At 63.3% G+C, this 26,038-nt stretch carries 24 protein-coding genes; all 24 read right to left on the minus strand.

Features of this window, described 5'->3' with window-relative positions:
- Positions 1-134: 134 nt before the first annotated feature.
- Positions 135-755 carry an L-threonylcarbamoyladenylate synthase gene (locus tag INT40_RS17740; protein ID WP_101574778.1) on the minus strand — a complete coding sequence of 207 codons (621 nt, stop codon included), beginning with the start codon at positions 753-755 and terminating at the stop codon, positions 135-137.
- A gap of 155 nt (positions 756-910) precedes the next feature.
- Positions 911-2,200 carry an AI-2E family transporter gene (locus INT40_RS17745; protein ID WP_101574777.1) on the minus strand — a complete coding sequence of 430 codons (1,290 nt, stop codon included), beginning with the start codon at positions 2,198-2,200 and terminating at the stop codon, positions 911-913.
- Positions 2,201-3,712: a ribosome biogenesis GTPase Der gene (der, locus tag INT40_RS17750; RefSeq protein ID WP_101574776.1), complete on the minus strand. Its 1,512-nt coding sequence runs from the start codon at positions 3,710-3,712 to the stop codon at positions 2,201-2,203.
- Positions 3,709-4,368, minus strand: coding sequence for a (d)CMP kinase (cmk, locus tag INT40_RS17755; RefSeq protein WP_193070391.1), 660 nt, complete (start codon positions 4,366-4,368; stop codon positions 3,709-3,711). The genes der and cmk overlap by 4 nt, the downstream gene beginning before the upstream one ends.
- Positions 4,365-5,465 (minus strand): prephenate dehydrogenase, encoded by a 1,101-nt coding sequence (locus tag INT40_RS17760; protein WP_193070390.1) that lies wholly within the window; start codon positions 5,463-5,465, stop codon positions 4,365-4,367. The genes cmk and INT40_RS17760 overlap by 4 nt, the downstream gene beginning before the upstream one ends.
- Positions 5,462-6,226, minus strand: coding sequence for a pseudouridine synthase (locus INT40_RS17765; protein ID WP_319020805.1), 765 nt, complete (start codon positions 6,224-6,226; stop codon positions 5,462-5,464). The genes INT40_RS17760 and INT40_RS17765 overlap by 4 nt, the downstream gene beginning before the upstream one ends.
- 114 nt (positions 6,227-6,340) lie before the next feature.
- Positions 6,341-6,976 (minus strand): SMC-Scp complex subunit ScpB, encoded by a 636-nt coding sequence (scpB, locus tag INT40_RS17770; RefSeq protein WP_193070388.1) that lies wholly within the window; start codon positions 6,974-6,976, stop codon positions 6,341-6,343.
- Positions 6,973-7,893, minus strand: a complete 921-nt coding sequence (locus tag INT40_RS17775; protein WP_226831620.1) for a segregation and condensation protein A — start codon at positions 7,891-7,893, stop codon at positions 6,973-6,975. Before INT40_RS17775 ends, scpB begins: the two co-directional genes overlap by 4 nt.
- On the minus strand, positions 7,890-8,759 hold the full coding sequence (locus tag INT40_RS17780; protein ID WP_101574772.1) for a ParA family protein: 870 nt from the start codon (positions 8,757-8,759) through the stop codon (positions 7,890-7,892). The genes INT40_RS17775 and INT40_RS17780 overlap by 4 nt, the downstream gene beginning before the upstream one ends.
- Before the next feature lie 39 nt (positions 8,760-8,798).
- A complete protein-coding gene (xerD, locus tag INT40_RS17785) occupies positions 8,799-9,746 on the minus strand; it encodes a site-specific tyrosine recombinase XerD (RefSeq protein ID WP_193096644.1) in 948 nt (315 codons plus the stop codon).
- Between the two features lie 10 nt (positions 9,747-9,756).
- Positions 9,757-10,473: an NUDIX domain-containing protein gene (locus INT40_RS17790; protein ID WP_257930277.1), complete on the minus strand. Its 717-nt coding sequence runs from the start codon at positions 10,471-10,473 to the stop codon at positions 9,757-9,759.
- An 11-nt stretch (positions 10,474-10,484) separates the two neighbouring features.
- The gene (locus INT40_RS17795) at positions 10,485-12,167 is read right to left on the minus strand and encodes a CTP synthase (protein WP_226831622.1); all 1,683 of its coding nucleotides are present in this window, start codon (positions 12,165-12,167) and stop codon (positions 10,485-10,487) included.
- Positions 12,168-12,175: 8 nt separating this feature from the next.
- Entirely contained in the window at positions 12,176-13,312 is a 1,137-nt protein-coding gene (locus INT40_RS17800; RefSeq protein WP_193070385.1) for a glycosyltransferase, read from the minus strand.
- Between the two features lie 33 nt (positions 13,313-13,345).
- A complete protein-coding gene (locus INT40_RS17805; protein ID WP_193070384.1) occupies positions 13,346-14,506 on the minus strand; it encodes a glycosyltransferase family 4 protein in 1,161 nt (386 codons plus the stop codon).
- A complete protein-coding gene (gene murJ / locus INT40_RS17810; protein ID WP_193096645.1) occupies positions 14,503-16,314 on the minus strand; it encodes a murein biosynthesis integral membrane protein MurJ in 1,812 nt (603 codons plus the stop codon). Before murJ ends, INT40_RS17805 begins: the two co-directional genes overlap by 4 nt.
- Entirely contained in the window at positions 16,311-17,180 is an 870-nt protein-coding gene (locus INT40_RS17815; protein ID WP_101574766.1) for a hypothetical protein, read from the minus strand. Before INT40_RS17815 ends, murJ begins: the two co-directional genes overlap by 4 nt.
- Position 17,181: 1 nt before the next feature.
- Positions 17,182-18,132 carry a copper transporter gene (locus INT40_RS17820; RefSeq protein ID WP_193070382.1) on the minus strand — a complete coding sequence of 317 codons (951 nt, stop codon included), beginning with the start codon at positions 18,130-18,132 and terminating at the stop codon, positions 17,182-17,184.
- The gene (gene steA / locus INT40_RS17825; protein ID WP_193070381.1) at positions 18,125-19,363 is read right to left on the minus strand and encodes a putative cytokinetic ring protein SteA; all 1,239 of its coding nucleotides are present in this window, start codon (positions 19,361-19,363) and stop codon (positions 18,125-18,127) included. Before steA ends, INT40_RS17820 begins: the two co-directional genes overlap by 8 nt.
- Positions 19,364-19,378: 15 nt before the next feature.
- A complete protein-coding gene (gene recN, locus INT40_RS17830) occupies positions 19,379-21,082 on the minus strand; it encodes a DNA repair protein RecN (protein WP_101574763.1) in 1,704 nt (567 codons plus the stop codon).
- Positions 21,083-22,024 carry an NAD kinase gene (locus tag INT40_RS17835; protein ID WP_193070380.1) on the minus strand — a complete coding sequence of 314 codons (942 nt, stop codon included), beginning with the start codon at positions 22,022-22,024 and terminating at the stop codon, positions 21,083-21,085.
- Positions 22,021-22,824 carry a TlyA family RNA methyltransferase gene (locus tag INT40_RS17840; RefSeq protein WP_193070379.1) on the minus strand — a complete coding sequence of 268 codons (804 nt, stop codon included), beginning with the start codon at positions 22,822-22,824 and terminating at the stop codon, positions 22,021-22,023. Before INT40_RS17840 ends, INT40_RS17835 begins: the two co-directional genes overlap by 4 nt.
- Positions 22,821-23,048: a hypothetical protein gene (locus tag INT40_RS17845; RefSeq protein ID WP_193070378.1), complete on the minus strand. Its 228-nt coding sequence runs from the start codon at positions 23,046-23,048 to the stop codon at positions 22,821-22,823. Before INT40_RS17845 ends, INT40_RS17840 begins: the two co-directional genes overlap by 4 nt.
- Positions 23,041-24,054, minus strand: a complete 1,014-nt coding sequence (locus tag INT40_RS17850; protein WP_193070377.1) for an HAD-IIA family hydrolase — start codon at positions 24,052-24,054, stop codon at positions 23,041-23,043. The genes INT40_RS17845 and INT40_RS17850 overlap by 8 nt, the downstream gene beginning before the upstream one ends.
- Entirely contained in the window at positions 24,051-25,772 is a 1,722-nt protein-coding gene (locus tag INT40_RS20760; protein ID WP_226831614.1) for a hypothetical protein, read from the minus strand. The genes INT40_RS17850 and INT40_RS20760 overlap by 4 nt, the downstream gene beginning before the upstream one ends.
- Between the last annotated feature and the right edge of the window lie 266 nt (positions 25,773-26,038).

Genomic DNA, 26,038 nt, shown 5'->3' on the forward strand with positions numbered 1-26,038 from the left:
GCGTACGCAAACAGCCCGCACACGGCTCCCCACGCAATCAGCTCGCTGACGACTTCGACCTGTGATGCTCCGCGAACGTGACGGAGCAACACAGGTCGAATCGCCGCTGGCTTAGGTTGAAGGAACGCTGCGGCTCATTCGAACCGTGAGACGTCTCCCGCCCCGACTCGTGCCACGACTGGTTCCCGTCCGGTGAAGTCGATGACGGAGGTCGGGACGTTTCCCGGAACTCCGGATTCGATGACGACGTCCAGTTCGTGGCCGATCTGATCGACGACGTCGTCTGCCTGGGTCAGCGGGTCCTCGGCGCCGGGAAGCAGCAGGGTCGATGACAGGATGGGTTCGCCCATTGCTTCGACGAGAGCCAGAGCTGTCACATTCTGCGGAATGCGTGCGCCGACCGAGAGTTTCTTGGCGTGCATCATGCGACGTGGAACTTCCTTCGTCGCCTTCATGATGAACGTGTAGGGTCCCGGAGTCATTGACTTGATGACCCTGAAGTCCGAGTTGTCGACGATGACGAACTGCCCCAACTGTGCGAAGTCTCGGCACATCAGTGTGAAGTGATGCTTCGCGTCCAGTTGTCTGATTCGGGTGATCCGTTCGATTCCGGACTTATTGTCCAAAGCGCAGCCCAATGCGTAGCCCGAGTCTGTGGGGTAGGCGATGAGTCCGCCGTTCCACAGAATCTCCACGGCCTTGTCGATCATTCGGTTCTGTGGGTTCTCAGGATGAATATTCAGTAAGGTCGCCATACCTCATGCTAACCACTCACAGCATACGAGGCGAGAGTCATGACGTAATCGATCGAACAATTCTTCGTCCCTGTATCTGGTCCCTGTACCTGAGACCTAGAACAGTCGGAGGCACGGTAGCGTCTGCCGGCGACTTCGCCTGCCGACACTTCGAGTCAGCTCGTGGGCTTGGACGTGTCCTGCTCGCCTTCGACCGGGGTCGTCGTCGAGGCTTCATCCTCAGCCGCCGAACCTTCACCCGCCGAGTCCGCCGAACCCTCCGAATCAGACTTCTCCAAAGGCGATCCAAGGGTGTCGCCCAATGTTTCGGACGCTGGTGACACCGGAGGGACCTTCGTCGATGTGTTCGCGGTTCCCGGGTCCGAAGCGAGCAGAATGTTCACCCATTTCGCCTTCGGATCCGCGTCGATGAGCAGCGCCTTCAACAGAAGTGTCGCAGGCAGTGCGAGGAGTGCACCGAGCCATCCGAGCACCCACACCCAGAACAGCAGCGACAGGAAAGACACCAGTGGGGTGACTCCGACCGACTCCCCCGTGAACTTCGGTTGGATGATCGATTGGATGACGAAGTTGAGCACGCTGTAGGCGATCACGACCCACAAGCCCGCCTGCCAGCCGCCATCGACGAGCGCGAGCAGTGCTGGAGGAATGAGGCCGATGACGAAACCGATGTTCGGAATGTAGTTCGTCAGGAACGCGAGCACACCCCACACCCAGATCAGCGGCACATCGATGATCGCCAAAGCGATGACGTCGAGAAGAGCAACGATGAGACCGAAGACCGTCGCCACGATCCAGTAACGTCGGACGCCGCGGGCGAAGCCGCCGAGTGAGGCCGAGAGCGAGGGCTTGGCGTCGAGCAGCATCAGCATACGTTTGTCGATGCCCATGGAATCCATGGCCACGAAGAACACCGCCATCACCACAGTGGTGAGCAGGCCCGCAACCATTGAGACGTTGGTCAACAGCGGGTAGACGGCGTCGATGAGGGATTTGACGTTGAATTGCTTGAACTGCGCTTCGAGCACCGAGGAGGTGACACCGATATCGGACAGGAACGCCAAGGCGCTCTGATAGGTGGCAACGAGCCGTTCCCCGTAGCTGGGGATGAGGATCACGAGTTCGGCGACAGACCACGCTGTGAGCCCGAAGAAGCCGAAGATCATCACCAGCACGATGAGGACCGAGATGGTGGCACCGATTGCACGCGGTACCTTCAGCCGGGTCAGGTACCTCTGCAGCGGGTAGACGACGATGTAGAAGTTGAGCGCCAGAAACACCGGAGCGACGATGTCCTGAAGTCCTCTGAAGAACATCAGGGCATATGCGAGACCGGCAATCGTCAGTGCGATGACGAGTACCCTGGCAGGCTGGCTCGCATGCCAGGGGCGCTGCTCCGAAGTCAGCGCCTGCGGCTGTTCGTGGGTCTGCCCCTCAACGCTCACTCAGCGCCCTTTCCGCTTCTCCCTGATGCGCATCGACACCTCGATGGGGGTTCCCTTGAACCCGAACGTCTCACGCAGACGCCTCACGATGAAACGACGATACCCCGGATCGAGGAAACCGGAGGTGAAGAGCACGAACTTCGGTGGACGAGACTGTGCCTGGGTCCCGAACAGGATCCTGGGCTGCTTGCCTCCACGCACGGGGTGGGGATTCGCGGCGACCAGTTCGCCGAGGAAGGCGTTGAGTCGACCTGTGGGGATGCGTGTGTCCCATCCCTCCAGTGCCGTCTCCATCGCGGGTACGAGCTTGTCGGCATGGCGACCCGTTTTAGCGGAGATGTTCACTCGCGGGGCCCAGGCCACGTGTGCCAGGTCCTTTTCGATCTCGCGTTCGAGGTAGTAGCGACGTTCGTCGTCAAGCAGATCCCATTTGTTGAACGCCAGGACCACGGCACGACCAGCCTCGGCGGCGGTTGTGACGATACGGACGTCCTGCTCACTCAGCGGTTCTTGAACCTCGAGGAGGACGAGAGCCAGCTCGGCGCGCTCCAACGCTGTCTGCGTACGCAGAGCCGCATAGAAATCAGCGCCACTGGCCTGATGTGCACGACGGCGGATGCCGGCTGTGTCGACGAAACGCCACTGCTTGTCACCCAGCTCGATGAGTTCGTCGACCGGGTCGCGGGTGGTGCCTGCGACATTGTCAACGAGCACACGGTCGGAGCCCATCAGCTGGTTGAGCAGGGAGGACTTTCCGACATTCGGGCGGCCCACCAAGGCAATTCGGCGTGGTCCGCCCTCTTCGACCCGGGTTTCGACGGCAGAGACCTCGGGCAGGATGTTGAGCACCTCGTCGAGGAGGTCAGCAACTCCGCGACCGTGCAGCCCGGACACCGTCCACGGCTGTCCCAGGCCCAGGCCCCAGAGCTCGGCGGCCATGAGCTCGCCGCGTTCGTCATCGACCTTGTTCGCGGCGAGGATGACGGGCTTCTTCTTCCTCCGCAGCATCTTCACGACCAGTTCATCGGTCGCGGTCGGTCCGGTCGTGGCATCCACGACGAGGACCACAGCGTCGGCCATATCGACCGCAATCTCAGACTGGATCGCGATGCGAGAGGCCATGCCCTTGGAATCCGAGTCCCATCCACCGGTGTCGACGAGGGTGAATTCCTTGGTGTTCCATTCCGCCCGGTAGCTCACCCGGTCACGGGTGACTCCGGGAACGTCTTCGACCACGGCTTCGCGGCGGCCGAGGATCCTGTTGACCAGGGTCGATTTGCCCACATTGGGTCGACCGACGACAGCCAGGACAGGGTCAGCACCCCGAGCTTCTTCTTCCTCGACGTCGAAGCCGTAGGCGTCGAGCAGTGCCCGGTCCTCATCTTCGAGGTCATAGCTCTGGAGGCCAGCTTCGAGGGCTGTCGCCCTCTTCTCGGCTTCTTCGTCGCTGATGCTCTCGAGACGTTCGGCCAGATGCTCATCCGGGTTCTCGTGAAATTCTGATTCAGTCATTGTGAGTCCTTCACCAGCTGCAGCACCGTTTCGACCACCTGGTCGAAATCGATGTCGCTGGTATCGAGTGTGTAGACGCCTTCGGAGGCTTCCAGGAAACTCGTTGTCGCTGAGTCCTTGGCGTCACGGCCGGTGACCTGGGATTGGGTGGCGGCGAGAGCCTCGGCGTCAGCGTTGCCATGGAGCTCCTTGGCTCGACGGGCCACGCGGACCTCGTCACGGGCGGTCATGAGGATGCGAACCTCGGCATCCGGAGCCACGACGGTCGTGATGTCACGGCCTTCGACGACGATGCCTTCGGGTGCGCCTGCGATGATGGTCCGCTGCATGTCGATGAGCTCTTCGCGGGCGTCGACGACGGCAGACACGGTCTGCACGTTCTCCGAGACCTCGGGTTCACGGATCTCCTCGCTGACGTCGATTCCGTCGACGGAGACGAAGAATTCGTCCGGATCGATGGAGATCTCCAGATCAACCCCGCGCACCTGTTCGAGGACGTCGACCGGGTCGGTCACGCCCCGGTTGAGGCACAGCCAAGCCATCGCGCGATACATGGCACCCGTATCGAGGTAGCTGTAGCCCAATCGGCGGGCCGTTTCCTTCGCGGTGCTCGACTTGCCGACCCCGCTTGGTCCGTCAATGGCGACGACGCTCATGCAATTCCCTCTTTCTCGATGGCGGATTCGGGAATCTGCCATCCCTTCGACAACAAACCGATTTCAAGTTCCTGTTGGGTGGCCGGCACCACGGAGACATCGACGATTCCGAGCTTCTGCCCCGGCGCGTGGTCCATCCGGAAGTCCTCGACGTTGATGTTCAGGTCACCGATGTCCTTGAACAGTGTGGCCAGGGTTCCCGGGGTGTCGGGAACCAGGATCGTAACTACAGCATATTTGGTCGGCGCCTGTCCGTGCTTACCCGGGATCCGCTCGTGCCCTTCGTTGCCCAACGCAATGGCCCTGGCCAACGCACCGGTCGATCCCGGACCCAGTTCCAAAGCCGTGATGATTTCGTCGAGCTCGGTCCGCAGATCCAGCAGTACGGAGCGGATCTCCTCGGAATTCCCGGCCAGGATCTGCGTCCACAACCGTGGATCGGAAGCGGCGATCCGAGTCACGTCACGCAGCCCCTGCCCTGCCAGTGCGACCTCTTCCAGTGGCGCATGACGCAGCTGGGAGGCGACCAGTGAGGCGATGACCTGCGGCACGTGGGAAACCTTCGCGACCGCGGCATCGTGGATGCGTGGATCGAGGTGGATGACCGAGGAACCGGTGGCTTCCGCCATGGCCACGATCTCGCCGAGGCGGTCCTGTGGTGTGTCCTCATCCGAGCAGATCACCCATGGTCGAGCCGTGAATAGGTCCGACCGGGCGGCGATCGCTCCCGACTTCTCCCGACCGGCCATCGGGTGACACCCGATGTAGCGGTCGAGATCGCTGCGTTCGACAAGTTCGCGCACCGATTCGAGCAGGCTGGTCTTGACGCTTGCCACGTCTGTCACGGTGGCATTCGGGTAGGTCGCCAACGCTGTGGCGATGGTGTGGGCCGCAACGTCGGGTGGGGTGGCGATGACGACGATCTGCGGATCCTCGGCATCGGTGACTTCGGAGGCGACCGTCCCTGCACCCAGGTCGGCTGCCAGCTGCTGGGCCGTCGGTGAGGTGTCCTCGAGGCTGACCTGGTACTTCTGTGCACTCAGCGCTAGTCCCAGGCTTGCGCCCAGCAAACCGGTGCCGATGATGTGGATTCTCACAAGCCGACGGCCTCGAATAGCTCGCCGATCTCGTCCGAACGCAGGGGGCGGATCTTGCCCTGTCGCTGTTCGTCCAACGTGATGGGACCGAACTTGGTCCGCACCAGACGCTCGACGGGATTGCCGACCTCCTTGAGGAGTCGGCGCACAATCCGGTTACGCCCCGAGTGCAGGGTCAGTTCCACCACGGACTTGCCTGGCGTCGAGTCCACGAGCTTGAACGCGTCGACCTTGACGAAGCCGTCGTCGAGGTCGATGCCGGCCTTCAGACGCGAGCTCACATCCTTGGCCAGCTGTCCCCTGACCTGAGCAAGGTAGGTCTTCGGGATCTCGTAGCGCGGGTGAGCCAGTCGGTTGCTCAGCTCCCCGTCATTGGTCAGAAGGATGAGGCCCTCGGTCTCGGTGTCGAGTCGTCCGACGTGGAAGAGACGCTCGACGTGATTCTTCACGTAATCGGCCAGGCAGGGTCGACCATCCGGATCGCTCATCGTGGAGACGACTCCGGCCGGTTTGTTCAACACGAGGTAGACCTTCTTGGTCTGTGTCGAAATTCTCACTGCGTCCACGTGCACGGCCTGGGTTTCGGTGTCGATTCGGGTGCCCAGTTCGGTCACGATGGAACCGTCCACTTCGACCCGTCCGTCGAGGATCAGCTGCTCACATGCACGACGTGAGCCTAGGCCCGCCTCGGCGAGGATCTTTTGGAGTCTCACACCCCCGCTGACATGGGCATCTGACTTATCGCCCGTGCCGGTCGGCACGTGTTTGCCCCCCTTGGATGAGGTGCTGGAACGCTGTTTTCGGGTCGGACGATTGTTGCGCCCGCCTGGCGCTCGGGGATCACGGTATGGACTCATAAACTCCATTCTCTCAAATCAATCGTCAACTCGTGACATCTCGTCGTCGAGATCGCCCATCTCATCTTCGACAGAGGCCAGAACTTCTGAGTTGTCAGCTCCCAATTCGGCGACATCTGAGTCCTCGGGAAGGTACGGAGCGATCTCCGGCAGGTCATCGATGCTGTTCATTCCCAGCGCATCGAGGAACTGGTGAGTGGTGGTGTAGAGCAGCGCCGAGGTGGTCTCTTCCTTCCCCGCTTCGACGATGAGTCCGCGCAGGAGCAGAGTCCGGATGACACCGTCGACGCTGACCCCGCGGATGGCTGCGATGCGCGGCCGCGATATCGGTTGCCGGTATGCGATGACGGCCAAGGTCTCGAGCGCGGCCTGGGACAGTTTCGCGCTCTGCCCCGAGGTCAGGAAGTCCTTGACGATCTCGTGATAGTCCCCGCGAGAGAAGATTCGAAACCCCCCGGCGACCAGTCGGATCTCGAATCCGCGCTGCCTCCTGCCGCCGTCCCCACCGTCGTAGTCGGCCTTGAGTTCGGCGATGGCATCGGTGACGGTGTCCTCATCGAGCCCGAGGGCGCTGGCTAGCTCATTGGCCGAGACGGCGGAGTCACTGATCATGAGGACCGCTTCGATCCCGGCCAGGATTTCATCGTCGATCATGCAGGTCCCTCTTCCTCATCGTGCACGCTATCGGCCTCGTCGCCCAGCGCCTCAACATCGGCGTTCAATACCTCAGCCGCGCCGTCCGGCTCCTCGAGTTCGGCATCACCGTCCCACTCCCCCTCGGTGCGCAGATCCACGCCGTCATCGGTGGACTCGGTGCGCGAGATGAGCAGCGGGCCCAAGGGCTCCTCCTGGGCGAAGTCGCAGAGGCCGACCTTGAACAGTTCCAGCAGCGCCAGGAATCGGGCCACCACGACCAGCGTGTTGTCGGCGGTGTCAAGCAGTTTCTGGAAGTCGAGATCTCCGGCACGCAGCAGGCTGAGGATGTGGCCGCGCTGTTCGGAGACGCTGACGAGGGGCAGGTGGATGTGGTCGACCGCGACGCTCGGGGGCGTGTGGTCACGTTGGAGCACGGTCGCGTAGAGTCCGGCCAGCTCACCTGGGCCGATGTGGATCTCAAGGGGTGGCAGAACGTCCTGGAACTCCGGTTCGAGTCCGACGCTGCGCGGGGCCCTGATCGATCCGGCGGCCATAGCCTCGGCGAAGAATCTGCTCACGGACTTATAGGCTCGGTACTGCAGGAGTCGGGCGAAGAGAAGGTCGCGGGCTTCGAGCAGTTCGAGGTCGAGTTCCTCTTCGCCGTCCTCATTGGGCAGCAGACGTGCCGTCTTGAGGTCCAGCAGGGTGGCGGCGACCAGGAGGAACTGGGAGATCTCGGCGAGGCTTGAACCGACCTTGGCACCGGCTCGTTCGCTCAGGCCGGTCGTGTAGGCGATGAACTCATCGGTCACCTCGGCGAGGGCGATCTCCGTGACGTCGAGACGACGTTTGGAGATCAGGCCGAGGAGCAGGTCGAAGGGACCGGAGAAGTTCTCCAGCTCAACCTGGAACCCTTCACTGACGGTCTCGCTCAGGGCGCGCCTCCGCGGGCGATGAGCTCCCTGGCCAGGCGGCGGTAGGCTTCCGAGCCGGCGTGCTTGGGGGCGAAACTCGTGATCGGTTCGGCAGCGACCGAGGCGTCCGGGAATTTCACGGTGCGGTTGATGACCGTGTCGAAGACCTTGTCGTCGAAGGCCTCCGTCACACGCGACATGACCTCTTTGGAGTGGAGCGTGCGCGAGTCGAACATCGTGGCCAGGATCCCGTCGACGACGAGGGAGGGATTGAGCCGGTCCTGGATCTTCTCGATGGTCTCCACCAGCAGTGCGACACCGCGGAGGGCGAAGAACTCGGTTTCGAGCGGAATGATGACACCGTGTGCCGCGGTCAGAGCGTTGACGGTGAGCAGACCGAGCGAGGGCTGGCAGTCGATGAGGATGACGTCGTATTCGTCGGCGACCTTGGACAGCACGCGGGACAGGATCTGCTCACGGGCAACCTCGCCCACGAGCTGGACTTCGGCAGCGGAGAGGTCGATGTTGGCCGGGAGGATGTCGATGTTCTCGAAGTCGGTGCCGACGATGACCTCGTGTGGATCCATCCGCGAATTCATCAGCAGGTTGTAGATGCTGATTTCGAGATCGTAGGGGTTGACGCCCAGACCGACGGACAAGGCGCCCTGCGGGTCGAAGTCCACGAGGAGCATCTTGCGTCCATAGGCGGCCAGCGAGGCGCCGAGGTTGATCGACGAGGTCGTTTTGCCGACCCCGCCCTTCTGGTTGACCATCGCGATGATGCGGGCAGGCCCATGAGTGTCCAGCGGTGCTGGTTCGTCGAAGTCCTGCTGCTCAGGTGCAGTGGATTTCGACTTGGGAATATCCAATGCCTGTTGCGTATTCATCACTCGGATGGCCACCTTTCGTTGCTCTCTGCTCCAACCCTACCGTGCCCGGGGGTGCGAGGTCGCGTACACTTCCCGCAATGTTTCCTCTGACACCTTCGTATAGATCTGCGTGGTCGTGACTGAGGCGTGGCCCAGCAGTTCTTGGACGACGCGAATATCGGCCCCGCCCTCCAGCAGGTGTGTCGCGAAGGAGTGACGGAACGTATGCGGAGACACCTCGGCCTCCATGCCGGCGAGTTCCCCGGCGTCCTTGACGATCTGCCACGCGGTCTGGCGCGACAGGCGGGTCCCCCGCGCGTTGAGGAACAGGGCACCGGCCGGGGCCGATGTTCTGGCCTTCGCAGCCATGCTCGGTCGAGTCCGTGACACCCAGGCGCCCAGCGCTGTCGAGGCGTGGGAGCCGAAGGGCACGATCCGTTCCTTCCCGCCTTTGCCGTACAGGCGCACGAGGCTGGTCTCGAGATCCAGATCGTCCAGGTCGACGCCTACCGCCTCGGAGATCCGTGCGCCCGTCGCATAGAGCAGCTCCAGCAGTGCAGCCGCCCGAATCTGTGCGGGCTCTTCACCGCCTGTCGTGGCCAGCATCGCCTCGACATCGTCCAGAGACAGGGCTTTGGGCAGACGCAGCCCTTCCTGAGGCGGGCTGACCTCTGAGGCCGGGTCCGTGGATGCCAGTCCCTCGCCGAGGGCGAATCCGTGGAACCGGCGCACCGCGACGAGTGCCCGCGCACGGGTCCGTGGCGCCAGGTTCTCATCGTGCAGGTGGAGAGCGAAGGCCTCGACATGGCTCCGTTCGACCTCACCGAGGCGGCCGATCCCCTGCCCGTTCAGCCAGGTTCCGTACCTGGCGAGGTCACGGGCATAGGCGTCGATGGAGTTTCGTGACAGCCCACGCTCGAAGCGCAGCGAGTTCAGGTATGTTTCGAAGGCACGCGCCAGGGACTGCGGCAGTTCCGGGAGCAGTTCGGCACCGTGCCGGGCCATGGGTCAGCCCTCAGGCTCGCGGTCGGTCAGCGCCGCCGGCAGTGTCTGCCGTGTCTGCCTCGGCAGTGCCCGCAGCGACTGCTGCATCGGCACGGCCGTCGATGAGACGGCGCGGTGCATCGACGCTGCGGGTCCGGGTGGGTTCCCCGGCGGCTTCGGCACGCAGGATGCGGTCCACCTGCAGGACTGCCAGCTGTGCGATCGAGTTTGTGATCTCGCCCGCGCACACCGCGTCCATGGCCTCGTCGAGGCTGGCCCACCGGAATTTGAAGCCGGCTTCCTCTTCGCTGCGTTCGTGCCGGTCCTCGTCGGCGATGAGCTCGAAGTCCCTGGCCAGGTACAGGCGGATGGATTCGCTGCTGCCGCCAGGGGTCAGGCAGGAGTCGGTGAGGACTTCCCACCGTGCCGCACGGAGATCGGCTTCCTCAGCCAGCTCACGCTGGGCGGCATCGAAGGGATCCTCACCGGGCACATCAAGGAGACCCGCGGGGACCTCCCAAAGCCTGGCCCGGACGGGATGGCGGTACTGCTGGATGAGCAGGATCCGCTCCTGCTCATCCACGCACGCGATGGCCACAGCACCTGTGTGAGCCATCATGTCGCGAACCAACCCGGTTGCCTCAGGCAGATCGAAGGTCTCACGCCGAATGTTCCACACTGCCCCGTGGTAGACCACGTCGGATGCGGTGATATTCGGCGTATAGGCTTCGTCGCGCAGATCGCTCACGTGAGTCCTAACTACTTCTGAGCCTTCAGTGCCGCTGCCACGAGTCCGGCGAACAGCGGATGAGCATTGGTCGGACGTGACTTGAGCTCGGGGTGAGCCTGAGTCGCCACATAGTAGGGGTGCACGGACTCCGGCAGCTCTACGAACTCTACGAGCTCACCGCTGGGTGAGGTGCCCGAGAAGCGCAGACCGGCCTTGGCCAGATCGTCACGATAGGAGTTGTTGACCTCGTAGCGGTGACGGTGACGTTCGGAGATGAGCGTCGACTCATAGACTCCCGCGACGACACTTCCTTCGTCGAGTTTCGCCTCGTAGGTGCCCAAGCGCATGGTTCCGCCCAGATCGCCTTCGCCTTCGACTATGGAGAGCTGCTCGGCCATCGTCGCGATGACGGGGACCTGTGTATCGGGGTCGAACTCTGACGATGAGGCGTCATCGATGCCGGCGACGTTCCGTGCATACTCGATGACCATGCACTGCAGACCCAGGCACAGACCCAGGGTCGGGATGCCGGTCGTGCGAGCGTACTCGAGTGCGCCGAGTTTTCCGTCGATACCGCGGATGCCGAAGCCGCCGGGCACGCAGATCGCGTCGAGGCCGGACAGACGCTCACGGGCACCGGCCTCGGTGTCGCAGTCATCGGAGGCGATCCACTCGACCTTGACCTTGGCGTTATTGGCGAAGCCTCCGGCTCGCAGCGCCTCGGTGACCGATAGGTACGCATCCGGCAGGTCGATGTATTTGCCGACGATGCCGATGCGCACATGGTGCTTGGGGTTGTGGACGCGTTCGAGAACCCAATCCCACTTCGTCCAGTCGACATCGCGGAAAGGAAGGTTGAGGCGACGGATCACATAGACGTCGAGGCCTCCGTCGTGGAGGACCTTCGGGATGTCGTAGATGCTGGGAGCGTCGACGCAGGACACGACAGCGTCGGATTCCACGTCACACGAGGAAGCGATCTTCGTGCGGATCGAATCCGGCAGCTCCCGGTCGGAGCGCAGCACGATCGCGTCGGGCTGGATGCCGATCGAGCGCAGTGCCGCCACGGAGTGCTGGGTCGGCTTCGTCTTCAGCTCGCCCGAGGGCCCGAGGTAGGGAACCAGAGACACGTGGATGAAGAACACATTGTCGCGGCCGATGTCGTGACGCACCTGTCGTGCGGCTTCGAGGAACGGCTGGGATTCGATGTCACCGACGGTTCCGCCGATTTCGGTGATGATGACATCGGGACGCTCATCGATGGGACGTTCGGCCTGAGCCCGCATCCGCGACTTGATCTCGTCGGTGATGTGCGGGATGACCTGAACGGTGTCGCCGAGGTAGGCGCCGCGACGTTCCTTGGCGATGACCGAGGAGTAGACCTGTCCGGTCGTGACATTTGCCGCACCGTCCAGATTGACGTCGAGGAAGCGCTCGTAATGACCGATGTCGAGGTCGGTCTCAGCACCGTCTTCGGTGACGAAGACCTCGCCGTGCTGGAAGGGATTCATTGTTCCCGGATCCACATTGAGATAGGGATCCAGTTTCTGCATTGCTACTGAGAGTCCGCGCTGAGTGAGCAGGTGACCGAGGCTCGAAGCCGTCAGTCCCTTGCCCAACGAAGAGGCAACGCCTCCCGTGACGAAGATGTGCTTTGCCGTATTTGTGCCGCCTGGGCCAGTTCGATTCACCACGGGATTTGATCCTATCAAAGTCCGGCTCACGAATCTGACGATTCGGCGACTTCGGCGTAGAGATCAAGCAGGGTCGCTGAGATCGCAGCCCCGTTGTTCACGTCAATGACGCGCTTCTTGGCGGCTACAGCCTGGGATCCGCGTCCGGCTGGATCATCGAGAAGATGATTGATCTCACTCAGAAGTGCATCCGTATCATCGGCGGCAACGGTCTTCGCCGCCGCACCCCAGATGCCGGCGCGTCGTGGGTTGCCGATGAAGACCGCTGGCTTCGACAGCTGCATCAGGTCTTCGTGGCTGAGCCCGGTCATGGTCTCACTGGCGATGACGACGTCCGCGGCGGCTGCCACGTCGACGAGGTCACCGGCCGGGGCGACGATGACGTGGCGGTCGGCGAAGGCGGACTCGATCGTGCTCCGGTCCTTGCCGGTGCCGGTGAGGACCGTGACGACTGGTCGGCCGGGTCGTTTCGTGTTGATCTGGTCGGCAGCGTCGAGGATCGTGGCCAGAGCAGTGTGGTCACGCAGGGCGATGGGGCTGGCGACCATCCAGGTGCCCTCTTCGACGCCCAGTTCCTTGCGCACCTGTGCACGCGGTGTCCTGACGGTGAGGTCGATGTCGATGTCCGGGTGGACGAGTTCGGCGCGTTCGACCACGGGAACCTTCCCCCCGAAATAGTCGACGACCGGTTCGGTGGTGCCCAGAATCGCGGTCGCGGTGCGGCCCACGATCTCGGCGCCGGTCTTCTCGATGACGCCGGCCGCATCGAAGGACTCGATCGTGGCGACGATCTTCGGGTGCAGTCGGGCGGGGAGGCCGGTGAAGGCCAGGCCGGCGAGCGTCGCGGCGTGCAGGCCGTGGGCGTGGACGATGTCCACGTGCTGGTAGTACTTGTGCAGAGTGAATGCGGTATTGGGATCTGCCAAGGTGAAGCGTCGTCGTGCTGCCAGCTCGATCTCGCGGAAGTTGTCCGCCAGATCCTCGGGAACTCCGAATGTGCCCAGCAGCGAACGGTGGGCGGCGACCGCAACCTTGAAGCCGGCGCGCAGATGCCCGAGCACTGCGAGTTTCGCGACTTCGACGACGGGACCCGTAGTTTCGGCGAGTACATGCAGAATTCTCGTGTCTGCGCTGAGTGGGTGGACCTCGCCGGATTCGCTCATTTCCTCATCCTTTTCATTAGATCGACGCTGCTTCTACCCTACCTGGGAGGGCATGAGTTCCGTGTATATGCCCACCAGTTCTTTGGCTACTTCCCTCTCATCGGGAAGTTGGGCTCCGCGGGCCCGAGCTCGCGCGGCCAGCTCGGCCCGGCGAGCGGGATCCGCAGCCAGTTCGCCGATGGCTGCGGCCAGGCCCATATCGTCATCGTCAGCGACGAGAATGCCCGCATCACCGACGAGCTCCGTCGTGCCACCGGTGCTGGTGGCGATGATGGCCTGTCCGCAGATCAGTGCCTCCTGCAACACGAGGGCACGGGCTTCCCAGACACTGGTGAGGACGTAGAGATCCGCGGCCGCGTTGAGTTCGGCGATATCGTCTCTGGGGCCGAGGAAATGCAAGGCAGGTACCGCCGAGGTGGCCGCGAGGTTCTCGTACTGTCCGCGCACCTCGTCGAGGACGTTCTGGTCGGCTGCTCCCGCAATGAGGAACACAAGCTCAGGGGTCCTGGAGGTCTCCCCCGACGATTCGGCGAGGTGGCCCAACGCTCTGACAAGCAGCGGATAGTTCTTCTGCGGTGCGACACGCCCGACGGCGAGCACGAGGACGGCCTCGGGTCCGAATCCGAACTCCTCAGCCAGGCCTGCACGGGTGGCAGCGGCCGCCTCGGCGGGAATCTCGTGTACTTCTGGTGCGGCAGCGGGCAGGAACCGGGCGTCTCTGGCGCCGAGGTCCTGGGCACGGGCCACGAGGTCGGTGCTCGCTCCCAGTGTCAGGTCCGCACCCTTGGCCAGCAGCGTTTCGATGCCGGCTTCGACTCGTCCGCGTAGGCTCCGACCGCTGGCCCGATTGTGCAGGCTGATGATGAACTGCGGTCGCGCCCGCAGACTCCGTGTCGCCAGCAGGGCCACGAAACCGGCACGGAAGCCGTGGGCGTGGACGATGTCGGCGTCGAAGCCGGCGATGAGTTCGCGCAGTCGGAGGATCAGAGCCGCGTCTCGGACACCGATGCCGGTGCCCATGTCGAGTGCGGCGAAGCGGACTCCAGGCAGTGAGGAGAAACCGAAATGTTCGTCGGTGGAGGCAGGTCCGATGACCCCGAGCTCGTGGCCGGCAGCGGCGACGTCCCGGGCCAGTGCTCGCACATGGGTGCCGACTCCCCCTGTCGATGTTCCGAGCACGTAGACGATTCTCATCTCTCATCCTCTCTCTCATCCTCATTCTCTGGTGAAGTGCCGGGTTCACGCTCGGGTGCAGTGCCTTGATCGGGTGCTGCGCCAGACTCGGTCCCGGTCGGGGAGGTCGGTTGGGCGGCCCGTACGGCGGGGTCGGTCTGTTCTGCCAGGTCAGGACCGCCTCGGCGATTGGAGAGCACCGTCCGCACCTCGGAGATGAAGCCCCTGTCGAAGGCGAGGATCGCGGCGAAGACCACGCAGCCGATGAGTGCGGAGACCACACCGTTGGCGACAGAGGACAGCGCATCGATGCCGAATGGCCCAGCCAGCCAATGGGAGACCACTGCACCGACTGCCGAGGCGAGGGCAGCAGCAACCAATGACAGAAGTCCTCGGCGCAATACTCTGTGGAGCCCGGTTGGACCCAGCACCCGCCTCATCGAGGTCAGCAGGAAGCCTCCGGCGACGCTCATGCCGATGGCATAGCCGACGCAGATTGCTACAAGAGTCAGTCCGTCATCGCCCTCGGCGTTGGTGACCAGGAACGCCAACAGCATTCCGACGATGACCAGCACCCAGCCAGTCGTCGTCGCCACCGCTGAATGACGCGAATGCTCCAGCGCGTAGAACACTCTGGTGCCCCAAGCGACGAAACACCAGCCAGGCACGGCGAGGGCCATGACCATGATCGCCAGACTCATTGAGTCGAAAGGCGCGTCTCCTTGTTCGCCTGCTTTATCGATCGCGGTGAAGAACGTCTGCAGGGGCCCTGCCGCACTGATGAGGATGACTGTGCCCAGCAGGCCGATGCTGATGATCAGTGCGGTCGTCGTCGAGGTCAGACGTCGCAGTCCGACTCCGGCCGCATCGCGATCCGTGGCGCTGGCATCGGGGTCCTTCGACCGACCGGCCCAGGACGACAGGGCGGGGAAGATCACCGTGGCGACTGTCACCGCAAGGACGCCGTAGGGCAGGAGATATACGGCGTTGATGTAGCTGAAGAGAACGAAAGTGCCCGTGCCGCCGGAATGGTTCGACACGAGAATGGTCACAAGCATCGCGGCCTGCTGTGCCAGCAGCGCCGCCATGCCTGCTCCGGCCAGCCGCAGTGCCCGACGAGCGACTCCGGGTGGGAAACTCCAGGTGGGTCTGATGCGCAATCCTGTGGTGCGCATCGGCAGCGCCAGGGGCAGTGCGAGAGCGGCGACGCCGATGGTCGTGCCCCAGCCCAACCAACCGATATGCGTCTGCCAGGAGCCATCGGTTCCACCGGCGTTGCTGTACGCAATATACGAGCCGATGACGACGAGGCTGGACAGTAACGGTGCGAAGGCCGGCCAAATGAACTTTCGATGCGCCTGAAGCACACCGGTGAGCACCGCCCCGATGCCGTAGAGAACGAGCTGTGGGGAGAACATGAGCAAGAAGACAGCAGTGGCCTCAAGTTGTGCAGGCACGTCAACGTTGGTGCCGGTCAGCAACCTTGCAATCGGGTGTGCGAATACGGCAAGAATGATGCTCAGCGGCAGGGTCACGGAGACCGCCCAGGTCAGCAGCGCCGAGGCGATCCGTCCTGCTGTCTCTTTGTCCGCTCGCGCCAGCGGAATCGCGAGCAGAGGGATGACGGCCCCTGCCAGTGCACCACCTGCGACGACTTCGAAGAGGATGTTGGGGACCAGGTTCGCTGTCTGGTAGGCATTGCCGACCGACCCGGCGCCCACCGCGGGTGAGAACACCAGCCAGCGCAGGAACCCGACAAGTCGGGTGAACAGGGTGATGACCGAGACGAGCAGCGCCGCAGAGGCGAAGACCCGAACCAGCTTACTCACACGACCTCGCGACCGAAGGCGTCGATCTCCCGCAGTCCAGGGGTGGATTCGATGATCGAGGTGAAGGAGACCTTCTCACTCAGCAGGGTGAGACCCACCAGGCCGGAAAGAACTAGCGCACGCTGCGTGGGTGTCGAATTCTCGACCAGAATCGTACCCAGTACCGCACCGAGTGCGTTGGCACCGGTGTCGCCGAGCATCACCGATCCGTCGAGGTCATCGGGCCATGCCGCCGCGCTGCTGCCGGCGATGGCCGCCCCGGGTGCCCAGGTCAGACCGTGTTTGTGGGGCATGAAGGCCAGCGTCAGCAGGCCCGCTTTGAGGGCGCGGCCGGGCCGCAGATCGAGCAGATTGAACAGGTTCGCTGTCCCGGCGATGACTCCTCCGGTGACGACGACGTCGAGCGTCGAACCGAACCAGGTCTGGTCGGCGGATGCTCGGTTCGAGGAGAGCCACCCGTGGCGGCTTCTTCCGGTGCGCAGAATCGTCGCCGCGGCGATCGAGGCCGCGGGGATTCCGATGACCTTGATCCCGCCGGTCGTGAGCTGGCCATGCGCCAGGGCGCTGAGGTGGCCCCGCAGTCCTTTCGAGTCCCCCGATTCGAGGAAGTCATCGACCGCGCCCAGACCTCCTGCAACGGAGGTCACCAGGAGGGTGGCCGCGCGCTGTCGTGGGGCTTCGATGAGGAGGCTGCCTGCAACCAATCCAGCAGTCACAGCTGGTCCTTCGACGAGTGAGACGTCGTTGCCGGCGTGATTCGTGCGCACGACCTTGTCGTGGGTGCGCAGACTCGAGGACAGGATTGCTTTGGTCGCCGTGTATCCGAGAAGGCCGGCGACGGCGGAGCTGACGAGTGAGCGGATCATCTCAGTCCTTCCCTGGCATGATCTGTTCGGCATCTTTGGAGAAGCCGTAGTGGCCGTGGGTCCCGGCCACACCAGCGGCGAGGGCGCGGACGGTGATGACCGCGCCTGCACCCAGTCCGAGTCCGTCCACGGTGCTGGCCCGAGATTTCTCGGTGCGCAGGATGGATACGAGACCGTTCTGGGCCGAACCGGCGTCACCGGCCACGACCACGGACTTCGAGTCCGAGGTCAGCGAATTGATGAAGTCGGTGATGAGGGTGCGGTTGGCTTTGTCGTCGGTGGCATCGGGGCTGGGCTCGGTCTCTTCTGCCAGCTTCGAGTTCTCATCGTCGACGACAACGAAGAGCGGAGTCGGTTTGTGGTCGGTGTCGGTGCGCAGCCGACCCGCGTCGACGAAGGCGTCGAAGAGTGCCGAGGACTTCTTCTCTGCGACGTCGCGATCCTTGCCCTTCTCCAACATCGAGGCGTTGCCGGTCAATGCGATGACAAGGGCAGATCGCAGCGCTGTGGAATCGTCCTTGGGCAGGTCCGGCACCAGGTCGCGCAATGTCGAGAGGAAATCAGCGGAGTCGGTCAGTGACAGCGTGTTGTCCACGAAGGACACATCGCCGCCGATCTTTCCACCGGCTTCCTTGATCCGGTTGGTGACCTCTTCGACCTGCTCGGGGTCGGCCTTCGGAGCGCCGATGATGCTGACGTCCTTGCCCTTGAGTGAGTCGCCGATGAGTTCGGGGGCGGCAGAGGTCACGAAGTCGTTCTGCTTGTCGATATTGCCGTTGGCCGCATCGATCTTCGCACGCAGATCATCGCGGTCTGCTCGCAGTGCGTCGACTTGGCTCTGCAGGGACTCACCGATCGGTTCCTTCAGCGGTCCGGCACCCAGGACGATTCCCACCGCCAGGGCCAGGAACACCGAGACGAGAGAGACAAGATGGTAACGAAAATCAATCACTGGTCAGTCCTTGAATGATGCTGGCAGATTGTGAAGATGCAGCAGGGTCGCCGCCGAAGAGGGAGCCGATCCATCCGAAGACTCCGTCGAGCTGGGCTCCGATGAGTCCGATCAGGGTCTGGCCGGCAGCGGTCGCGAACAGTGCCACACCGAGGGCGACGAGGCCGGCGATGATGAGGACGCTCAGCTGCAGGTTGGAGATCCGCTGTCGGTACAGCAGCGAGACGCCTTTGGCGTCGATGAGCTTCGAGCCCACCCGCAGTCGCGTGATGAATGTCGAGGCCATGCCCTTGCGGCCCTTGTCGAGGAACTCCATCACGGTGTCGTGTGTGCCCACAGCCACGATCAGGTCTGCCCCCTTGTCGTCGGCGAGCAGCATGGCGATGTCCTCGCTGGTGCCCGATGCCGCGAAGGCGACGCAGTCGACGCCCAGGGAATGGACGCGTTCGGTGCCGGGTGCGTTTCCATCCCGGTAGGCGTGGACAACGATCTCGGCCCCGGAAGTCAGTGCGGTGTCGGAGACGGAGTCCATGTCGCCGACGATCATGTCGGGTTTGTATCCGGCTTCGATGATGGCGTCGGCTCCACCGTCGACTCCGACGAGCAGGGGGCGGTATTCGCGGATATAGGAGCCGAGGATCGCGAGGTCCTCTTTGTAGTGGTAGCCGCGGACGACGATGAGGACGTGTCGACCGTCGAACTTCGTGGCCACATCGGGGACGACGAGTTCGGCCGAGAGTAAGTCTGAGTCCTTGCGGATGTATTCGATCGTGTTGTCGACGAAGTCCACGAGCACGGAATTCATTCCGGCTTCGGCTGCGTGCATGTCCTCCGCGATTGTCTCCGCGGTTTGGACGATGCCGGTGGCGATCCCCTTCTCATCCAGGAACACCGTGCCATCGGCGATGCTGATCTCGGAGTTCTCATCAACTAGATCGAAGATCTCAGGGCCGGTGGCGTCGATGAGAGGGATGCCCGCGTCGATGATGATTCCCGGCCCGAGGTTGGGGTAGCGGCCGGAGATCGACTTGTCCGCGTTGATGACTGCGGCGGGTTTGCAGGCCACGAGCGCCTCGGCAGAGATCCGGTCGATATCGCCGTGTTTGATGACCGCGATATCGCCTGCGCTCAACCGTTTGGTGAGGTCTTTCGTCCGCCGGTCGAGTCTGGCAGGAGCCGGGCCAGACCTGGTCGGGACTGTGGGCTTCTCCCTGGTTCTACGCGCTTTCATGGTTCGCCCATTCTCTCATGTCAGCGCCGCCGAGCCGGTCTTGACCTGCCGTGCTGAGTCGAGGAGTTCGGCTGCGTGGGCCTTCGCCGAGGAGGAATCCTCCATTCCGGCGAGCATCCGTGAGAGTTCGATGACACGTTCATCTTCGCTGAGTTCTCGGACCCCGGACTTCACGGTCTCGGCGTCGTCGTCCTTGACGATCGTGACGTGAGTGTCGGCCCAGGCCGCAACCTGAGGCAGGTGGGTGACGACGATGACCTGGGCGTTCTCAGCCAATTTCGCGAGGCGACGGCCGATCTCGATGGCGGCCTTGCCACCGACCCCGGCGTCGACTTCGTCGAAGACGTAAGTGGGAATGGCTTCCTCTGCCGCGCGGACGACTTCGATGGCGAGCATCACTCGGGAGAGTTCACCGCCGCTGGCGACCTTGCCGATGTCGTCACCGACCGAAGAGTCGTGTGGGGCGAAGGTGAGGCGAACATCATCGCAGCCATGGGATGCCGGTTCCCGTTCGGTGAGTTCGAACGTCACCTTGGCCTTCGGCATTGACAGGGCTGCCAGCTCTGCACTCACGGCCTGAGAGAAGGACTCCGCGGTCGCGGTTCTGATCTCGCTCAGTGCGTGGCCTGCGGCTTCCATGGCGCTGCGGGCTTCGTCGAGTTCGGCGTCAAGCTGTCCAAGATCGCGGTCATCGGCCTCGAGTTCGGCCAGCTCCTGGGCTGAACGTGTTTCGAAGTCGAGAACTTCGGCCACGTCCTGACCGTAGGCGGCCAGTGATCCCAGTTCGGCTCTTCTGGCTTCGGTCTCTTCCAGTGAGGTCTCCCCCAGCTCGTCGAAACCGGTCAGGTAGGAACTGAGTTCTGCGGCGGAGTCGGAGAGGCGCAGAACCGCGTCGTTGAGGGCGGCCTTGATGCGGGCCAGCTCCGGATCCGCGGATTCCACGTCGGTCAGTGCACTGATCGCCTGGTGCACGTGGTCGACGGCGGCGCCGGCATCGTCAAGTTCGCTGCCCAGCAGCAGGTCATGGGCGCTGCCGACGGCCTGGGTGATCTCGGCAGCAGCACCGAGTTTCGCGGCCTGGGCGGTCAGGGCTTCGTCTTCGCCTGGGACCGGGCGGATCTTGTCGATGGCCTCCAGGCAGCCGTTGAGCCACAGGATGCGTTCCCGGCGGGCCGCGGTGCTGTCCTTGATCCGGGCCACTCGAGTCTGCGTCTCGCGCCAGTTCTCAAATGCTGCGTGGTATTTTTCGGCCACGGCCTCGAGTTCGGGTCCTCCGGCGGCGTCGAGGAGCTGCCGCTGTTGGGCTGGGCCTTTGAGCCGCAGCTGTTCGGACTGTCCGTGCAGGGTGATGAGCTCATCGGAGATCTCGGTCAGCACAGAGATCGGGACGGTGCGTCCCCCGGCGGTGGCGCGGGCGCGACCCTTCTGCGCCACGGTGCGGGAGATGATCGCTTCGTCCTCGGCGCTGCCGCCTGCTTCTTCGATGCGGGAGCGCACGGAGTCGGTGACGGAGGAGAAGATACCTTCGACTTCGGCCTTCTCCGCACCTTTGCGAACCACGCCTGCACCCACCTTGCGGCCCATGAGCAGGCTCAGGGCAGACACGAACATCGTCTTACCGGCACCGGTCTCACCGGTCACGACGGTGAAGCCGGTGGAGAGTTCGACCTCTGCTTCGGCGATCACGCCGAGGTGGGAGATCCTGAGTTCGGAAATCATCTACGCCTCCTCGATCGGTCCCCGCCAACCGGAGACGGGCAGTCGGAACTTCGCCACCAATCGATCGGTGAAGGGACCGGTGTGAAGTCGGGCCAGTTTGATCGGTGATTGTGAACGCTTGGCTTCGATCCGTGCCCCGGCGGGCAGTTCCAAGGCTCTGCGCCCATCGCACCACAGGACTGCGGAGAAGTCGGGATTGCTCGGAGAGATTTCGACGCCGAGGCGGGAGTCGGGGTTGACGACGAGCGGTTCGGTGAACAGAGCGTGGGCTGAGATCGGGATCAGCAGCAGTGCCTCGACCTCGGGCCAGACGATGGGACCGCCGGCGGAGAATGCGTACGCGGTCGAACCGGTCGGAGTCGCCAGGATGACTCCATCGCAGCCGAAAGACGATACGGGTCGGGCGTCGACGCCGAGGACGACGTCGATCATGCGTGCCTTCGACGTCTTCTCGATGGTGGCTTCGTTGAGGGCCCAGGCATTGTAGATCGCCTCCCCTTCGTGCCAGACGGTGACGTCGAGGGCCAGACGTTCCTCGACCAGATAGTCACGCTGGGAGGCCCGATGGACCGCCTCGGCGAGGTCTTCACGTTCGCTCTCGGCGAGGAAGCCCACATGGCCTAAGTTGACGCCCATGAGCGGGACACCGGAACCGTGGAAACGTTCGGCCGCGCGCAGGATCGTGCCGTCGCCGCCGAGGACGATGACGAGTTCACATTTGGTCTTCCAGATCGCGAGCTCGGCCGGATCGATGACCTCGCAGCGGCTGAGGAGCTCCTGCTGCACGCCGGCGTGGGAACTGCGTGCGGCGAAGTCGAGGACCTCTTCGTCTAAGACGACTGGGATGATTCCGTCGTCGAGGAGCGCCTTCCACACGCTCACTGCTGCCACTGCTGATTCCTCGCGCTGGGGATGCAGCAGCACCATGATGTGTCGGCTCACGGCTCTCCTCTCATGATCTGGTCCAGATGGGTTGCGATGTCCGCCTCGCTGAGCCTATCGGACTCGGTTCGTGTTTTGCCTGGTCGAACACGCAGGAAGTACTCACGGTTTCCACTGGGACCGGGAAGCACGGAGGCCGCGATATCGACGACGCGGGCGTCGTGTTCGGCGATGCCGGCGAGGACGGAGTCAAGGGCTCGACGCCGCTTGCTCACGGTGGTCACGACGCCGTGTTTGTCCAGTGCCCCGCGGGCGAGTTCGAACTGGGGTTTGACCATGAGCAGCAGTTCGCCGCCAGGCAGTGTGGCAGCCAGAAGAGGTGCCAACAGCAGGCGCAGGGAGATGAATGAAACGTCGGCGACGACCACTTCGACCTGCGGCACGTCCGAGCTCTCCAGTTCACGCAGGTTGAGGCCCTCGCGGACTTCGACTCGTGGGTCCTGGCGGAGTCCGGCATCGAATTGGTCGTGGCCGACGTCGACGGCCCAGACCTCTTTGGCGCCTCGTTGCAGGAGGACTTGGGTGAACCCGCCGGTGGAGGCTCCGGCATCGAGCGCGGTCCTGCCTGAGAAGTCAGCGATGGAGAAGGAGTCGAGGGCGCCGAGGAGTTTGTGCGCGCTGCGTGCCACCCAGGGGTCGGGTTCCGTGACAGTGATGTCGTCTGCCTCGGTCACGTCCTGTGAGGGTTTCGCGGCTGTTCTGCCGTTGATGCTGACGCGTCCGGCAGCGATCTCTCGTGCCGCACGGGACCGTGTGGCGATCAGCTCCCGTTCGACCAGTGCGCGGTCGAGTCTGCTCACAATGAACTCACCTGTGCATCGAGGTCGTCGAGCAGTGTGGACAGAAGTCCGTGGCGTTCGGTGCTGGGGGCGTCACCGATCTGCTCCAGGTCGCGACGCCAGTTTTCAACCGGCACATCACCGTTGACTGAGGCCGGTGTCGGTGCCGGCGCTGCAGGTCTGCTGGGTGCGGCAGCCTGGCTGGACGCTTCAGCCTGCTGTGGTTCGTGCATTGGTTCAGTCATGGATCCTCCGTGGCAGATTCCCTGGAGCCGCGTCCTCGCCGCGGTCCATCGCCTCCCATGCTAATCGGAGAGCGTCCTCGACGTCGGCGGACCCGACCTTGCCAGATTCGTCCAGGCGCAGCTGGCCATCGACGATTCGGCACGCCGACGAGCTGTGCGCACTGTTCCTGATGAGCTTCGGAAGGCCGCGCAGGCTGGGCAGGATGTAGGTGGGGCGCAGACCGGGACGTGCTCGCAGAGCGTCATGGATGTCGTGGACGCCGGTGAGGACGAGAGCGGTTTCGAATCCGGCCGAGTTGCCACCCTCGATATCCGTGTCGAGGCGGTCTCCGACCATGAGTGGGCGGGTGGCACCGATCCGGTGTGCGGCGAACTCCATCATGTGAGGAGAGGGTTTGCCGACGATGGTCGGCTGTGCACCTGTGAGTTGGGAGAGCATGTCGATGAAAGCGCCGTTGCCGGGGACTCGGCTCCGGGTCCCGACCATCGAGTAGTCGGGGTTGCTCGCCCACCATTCGATGCCTGCCGTGATGGCTTCGCAGGCGGCCACGATCGTTTGGTAGGTGATGTCCGGGTCGAGGCCCTGGGCGATGGCGACGGGGGCGTCGTCAATGCTGCGAGTGACGCTGAGACCTTCGGCTTCCAGCGCTGTGGCTAAGCCAGTGGCGCCCACCAAATAGATGGATGCACCGGTTCCGAACTTTGCCGCCAGCTGACTGGCCAGCACCTGCGCTGAGGTGGTCACCTCGGTAGGTGTCGTGCTGATTCCCAGCGTGGAGATGTGTTCGGCCACCACCTCGGCGGTGCGGGTGGCGTTGTTCGTCACATAGTTGACGGGGATGGACTGCTCGTGAAGGTAGTTGATGCCCTCCACTGCGCCGGAGATCGGGTCAGGCCCGTGGTAAACGACGCCGTCGAGGTCGAACAGCACACAGTCGATCGGTGCGCCCGATTCCTCGGGCGCACGTCGACCGACTGGTGATGTTGCGTTCGCGACTGGCGTCACTGATTACCGCTCAGCCGGTACGAGACGCCCGGCTCCTCTGGATCCGCGTTATCAGCTGCGTTGAGGCTCGTGTCTGATTCCTCTGGGGCTTCTGAAGTCTCCGCGCTGGAAGCGTCGCCCGCTTCAGCGTCCTCCAGCAGTTCGTCGAGTTCGGCTTCGATCTCCTCTTCGGAAACCTTGACCTTCTTCAGTTCCTTCTCCGAGACATGCGTCTTCGACTTCGCCGGAACCTGAACGGCTTCAGCGTCGTCTGCAGCTGACTCGTCTGCAGCAGGGCTGTCTGTGCTGGCGTCGACGGCCTCAGCATCTGCGGCCTTAGCGGCTGACTCGTCAGCTGACTGGCCTTCGGCTGCAGCGTCTGACTCAGGTGTTGCGTCGACCGCAGCTTTATCGCCTGGCTCGATGAGTTCCTCATCGGGGATCTCTTCGACGGTCTCGATTTCCACGCCGAGGTTGGGGTCTGGTTCCTCGTCCCCGAAGAGTGTTCCCGTGGCCTTGGCTGTGCGACGTGAGAGCTCTTCGTACTTATCGGCCATCTCGGTTTCGCCGTGCAGGCGCAGCACGTCGGAGTATGCGGCCATGAGTCGCACTAGTCCACCGCTTGGCTTCTGGGTGAAGTCTTCTGCCTCGATCAGAGCACGTGCGCCCTTGAGATCACCGAGGTCCGACTTGGCTCCGGCAGCAACAATGACGAGTTCGGTGCGAGCATCGTTGTCGAGTTCGAGCTCGGCGGCCGACTCGAACAGTTCGATGGCCTTCTGAGGCTTTTCACGACCGCGTTCTGCATCGGCGATGAGCGCAATGTTCTCGTTGGAACCGGAGATGCGTCGGTGAGTACGCAGTTCGCGAACTGCCTCGTCGTACTTTTCCACGTGATATGCGGCAATGCCGAGGGCTTCTCGGACCAGGCCGACGCGACCCGCACGGGCCATGGCTGCCTTCGCGTGTTCGTAGGCGCGTTCCGGATCGACGTCCAGGAACCCTCCTGCAGAGACGAGGTGTTTGGCAACCATTGCGGCGTTCTCCTTATCAAGGGAACGCAGCTGACCAAGAAGCTCTTTGTCGAGTTCCTTACCGGTGACCTCTTCGGGAATCGGCGGTTCCTGGATGCGCGGCCGACGGGCACGCTGCTCGCGTGCGTATTCGCCGGTATCCGTTGATCGTGTGGCCCTGCGGTCGTTGTTGTTCCGACCGAAGCCTCCGCGGTCGCCTCCGCCGTCGTCACGACGTCGGCTTCCTCCACGATCATCGCGCCGGTTGCCTTGGTAGCCACCACGACGGTCATCACGACGGTCTCCCCCGAAGCTACGACGTTCGCCGCCCTCGCTCCGGTTACCCTGGTAACCACCACGACGCTCACCGTCGTTATTCCGGTTACCTTGGTACCCGCCACGACGGTCATCGCGACGTTCACCGTCGTTGCTGCGATTACCTTGGTAGCCACCGCGACGATCGTCACGACGGTCTCCCCCGAAGCTACGACGTTCGCCGCCCTCACTCCGGTTACCCTGATAACCACCACGACGCTCACCATCGTTACCGCGATTGCCCTGGTAACCGCCACGACGGTCGTCGCGACGATCGGAGTTACGTGACCCGCGCTCGTCCCGGGACTGGGTGGAGTCCTGTCGACGATTGTGATTGCTGTCGCGATCTGAGCGGCGCCCGCCGTCTGAGCGGCGGTTCTGCTGGCTGTCTCGCGAATCCCCTGGGGCCACGATTCTCCCTATAAAGTCTTTTCAATGATTCCGCACCATTCTAGTGCACTCGAAACGGTTGAGTCCTGTGCGTGGGGACACGTATTGACGGTGGGTGAAGAGCGGCAGCGGCCGCGGTAAGTTCTCTTTCTACGCAGGCGGGCAGTTAAGGCCGAATTGCTTGAGGGTCTTCCGTAACCTCCAGCGGTCATGTGACCACTGGGCGAATGGTTAGAAGGAACGCTCCCCTATTTGAAATCCGGGCCGAGCAATCGTTCAAGGGCTCA

Origin of the sequence: Brevibacterium sp. FME17, from assembly GCF_014897515.1 — a bacterium.
Lineage (GTDB): Bacteria > Actinomycetota > Actinomycetes > Actinomycetales > Brevibacteriaceae > Brevibacterium.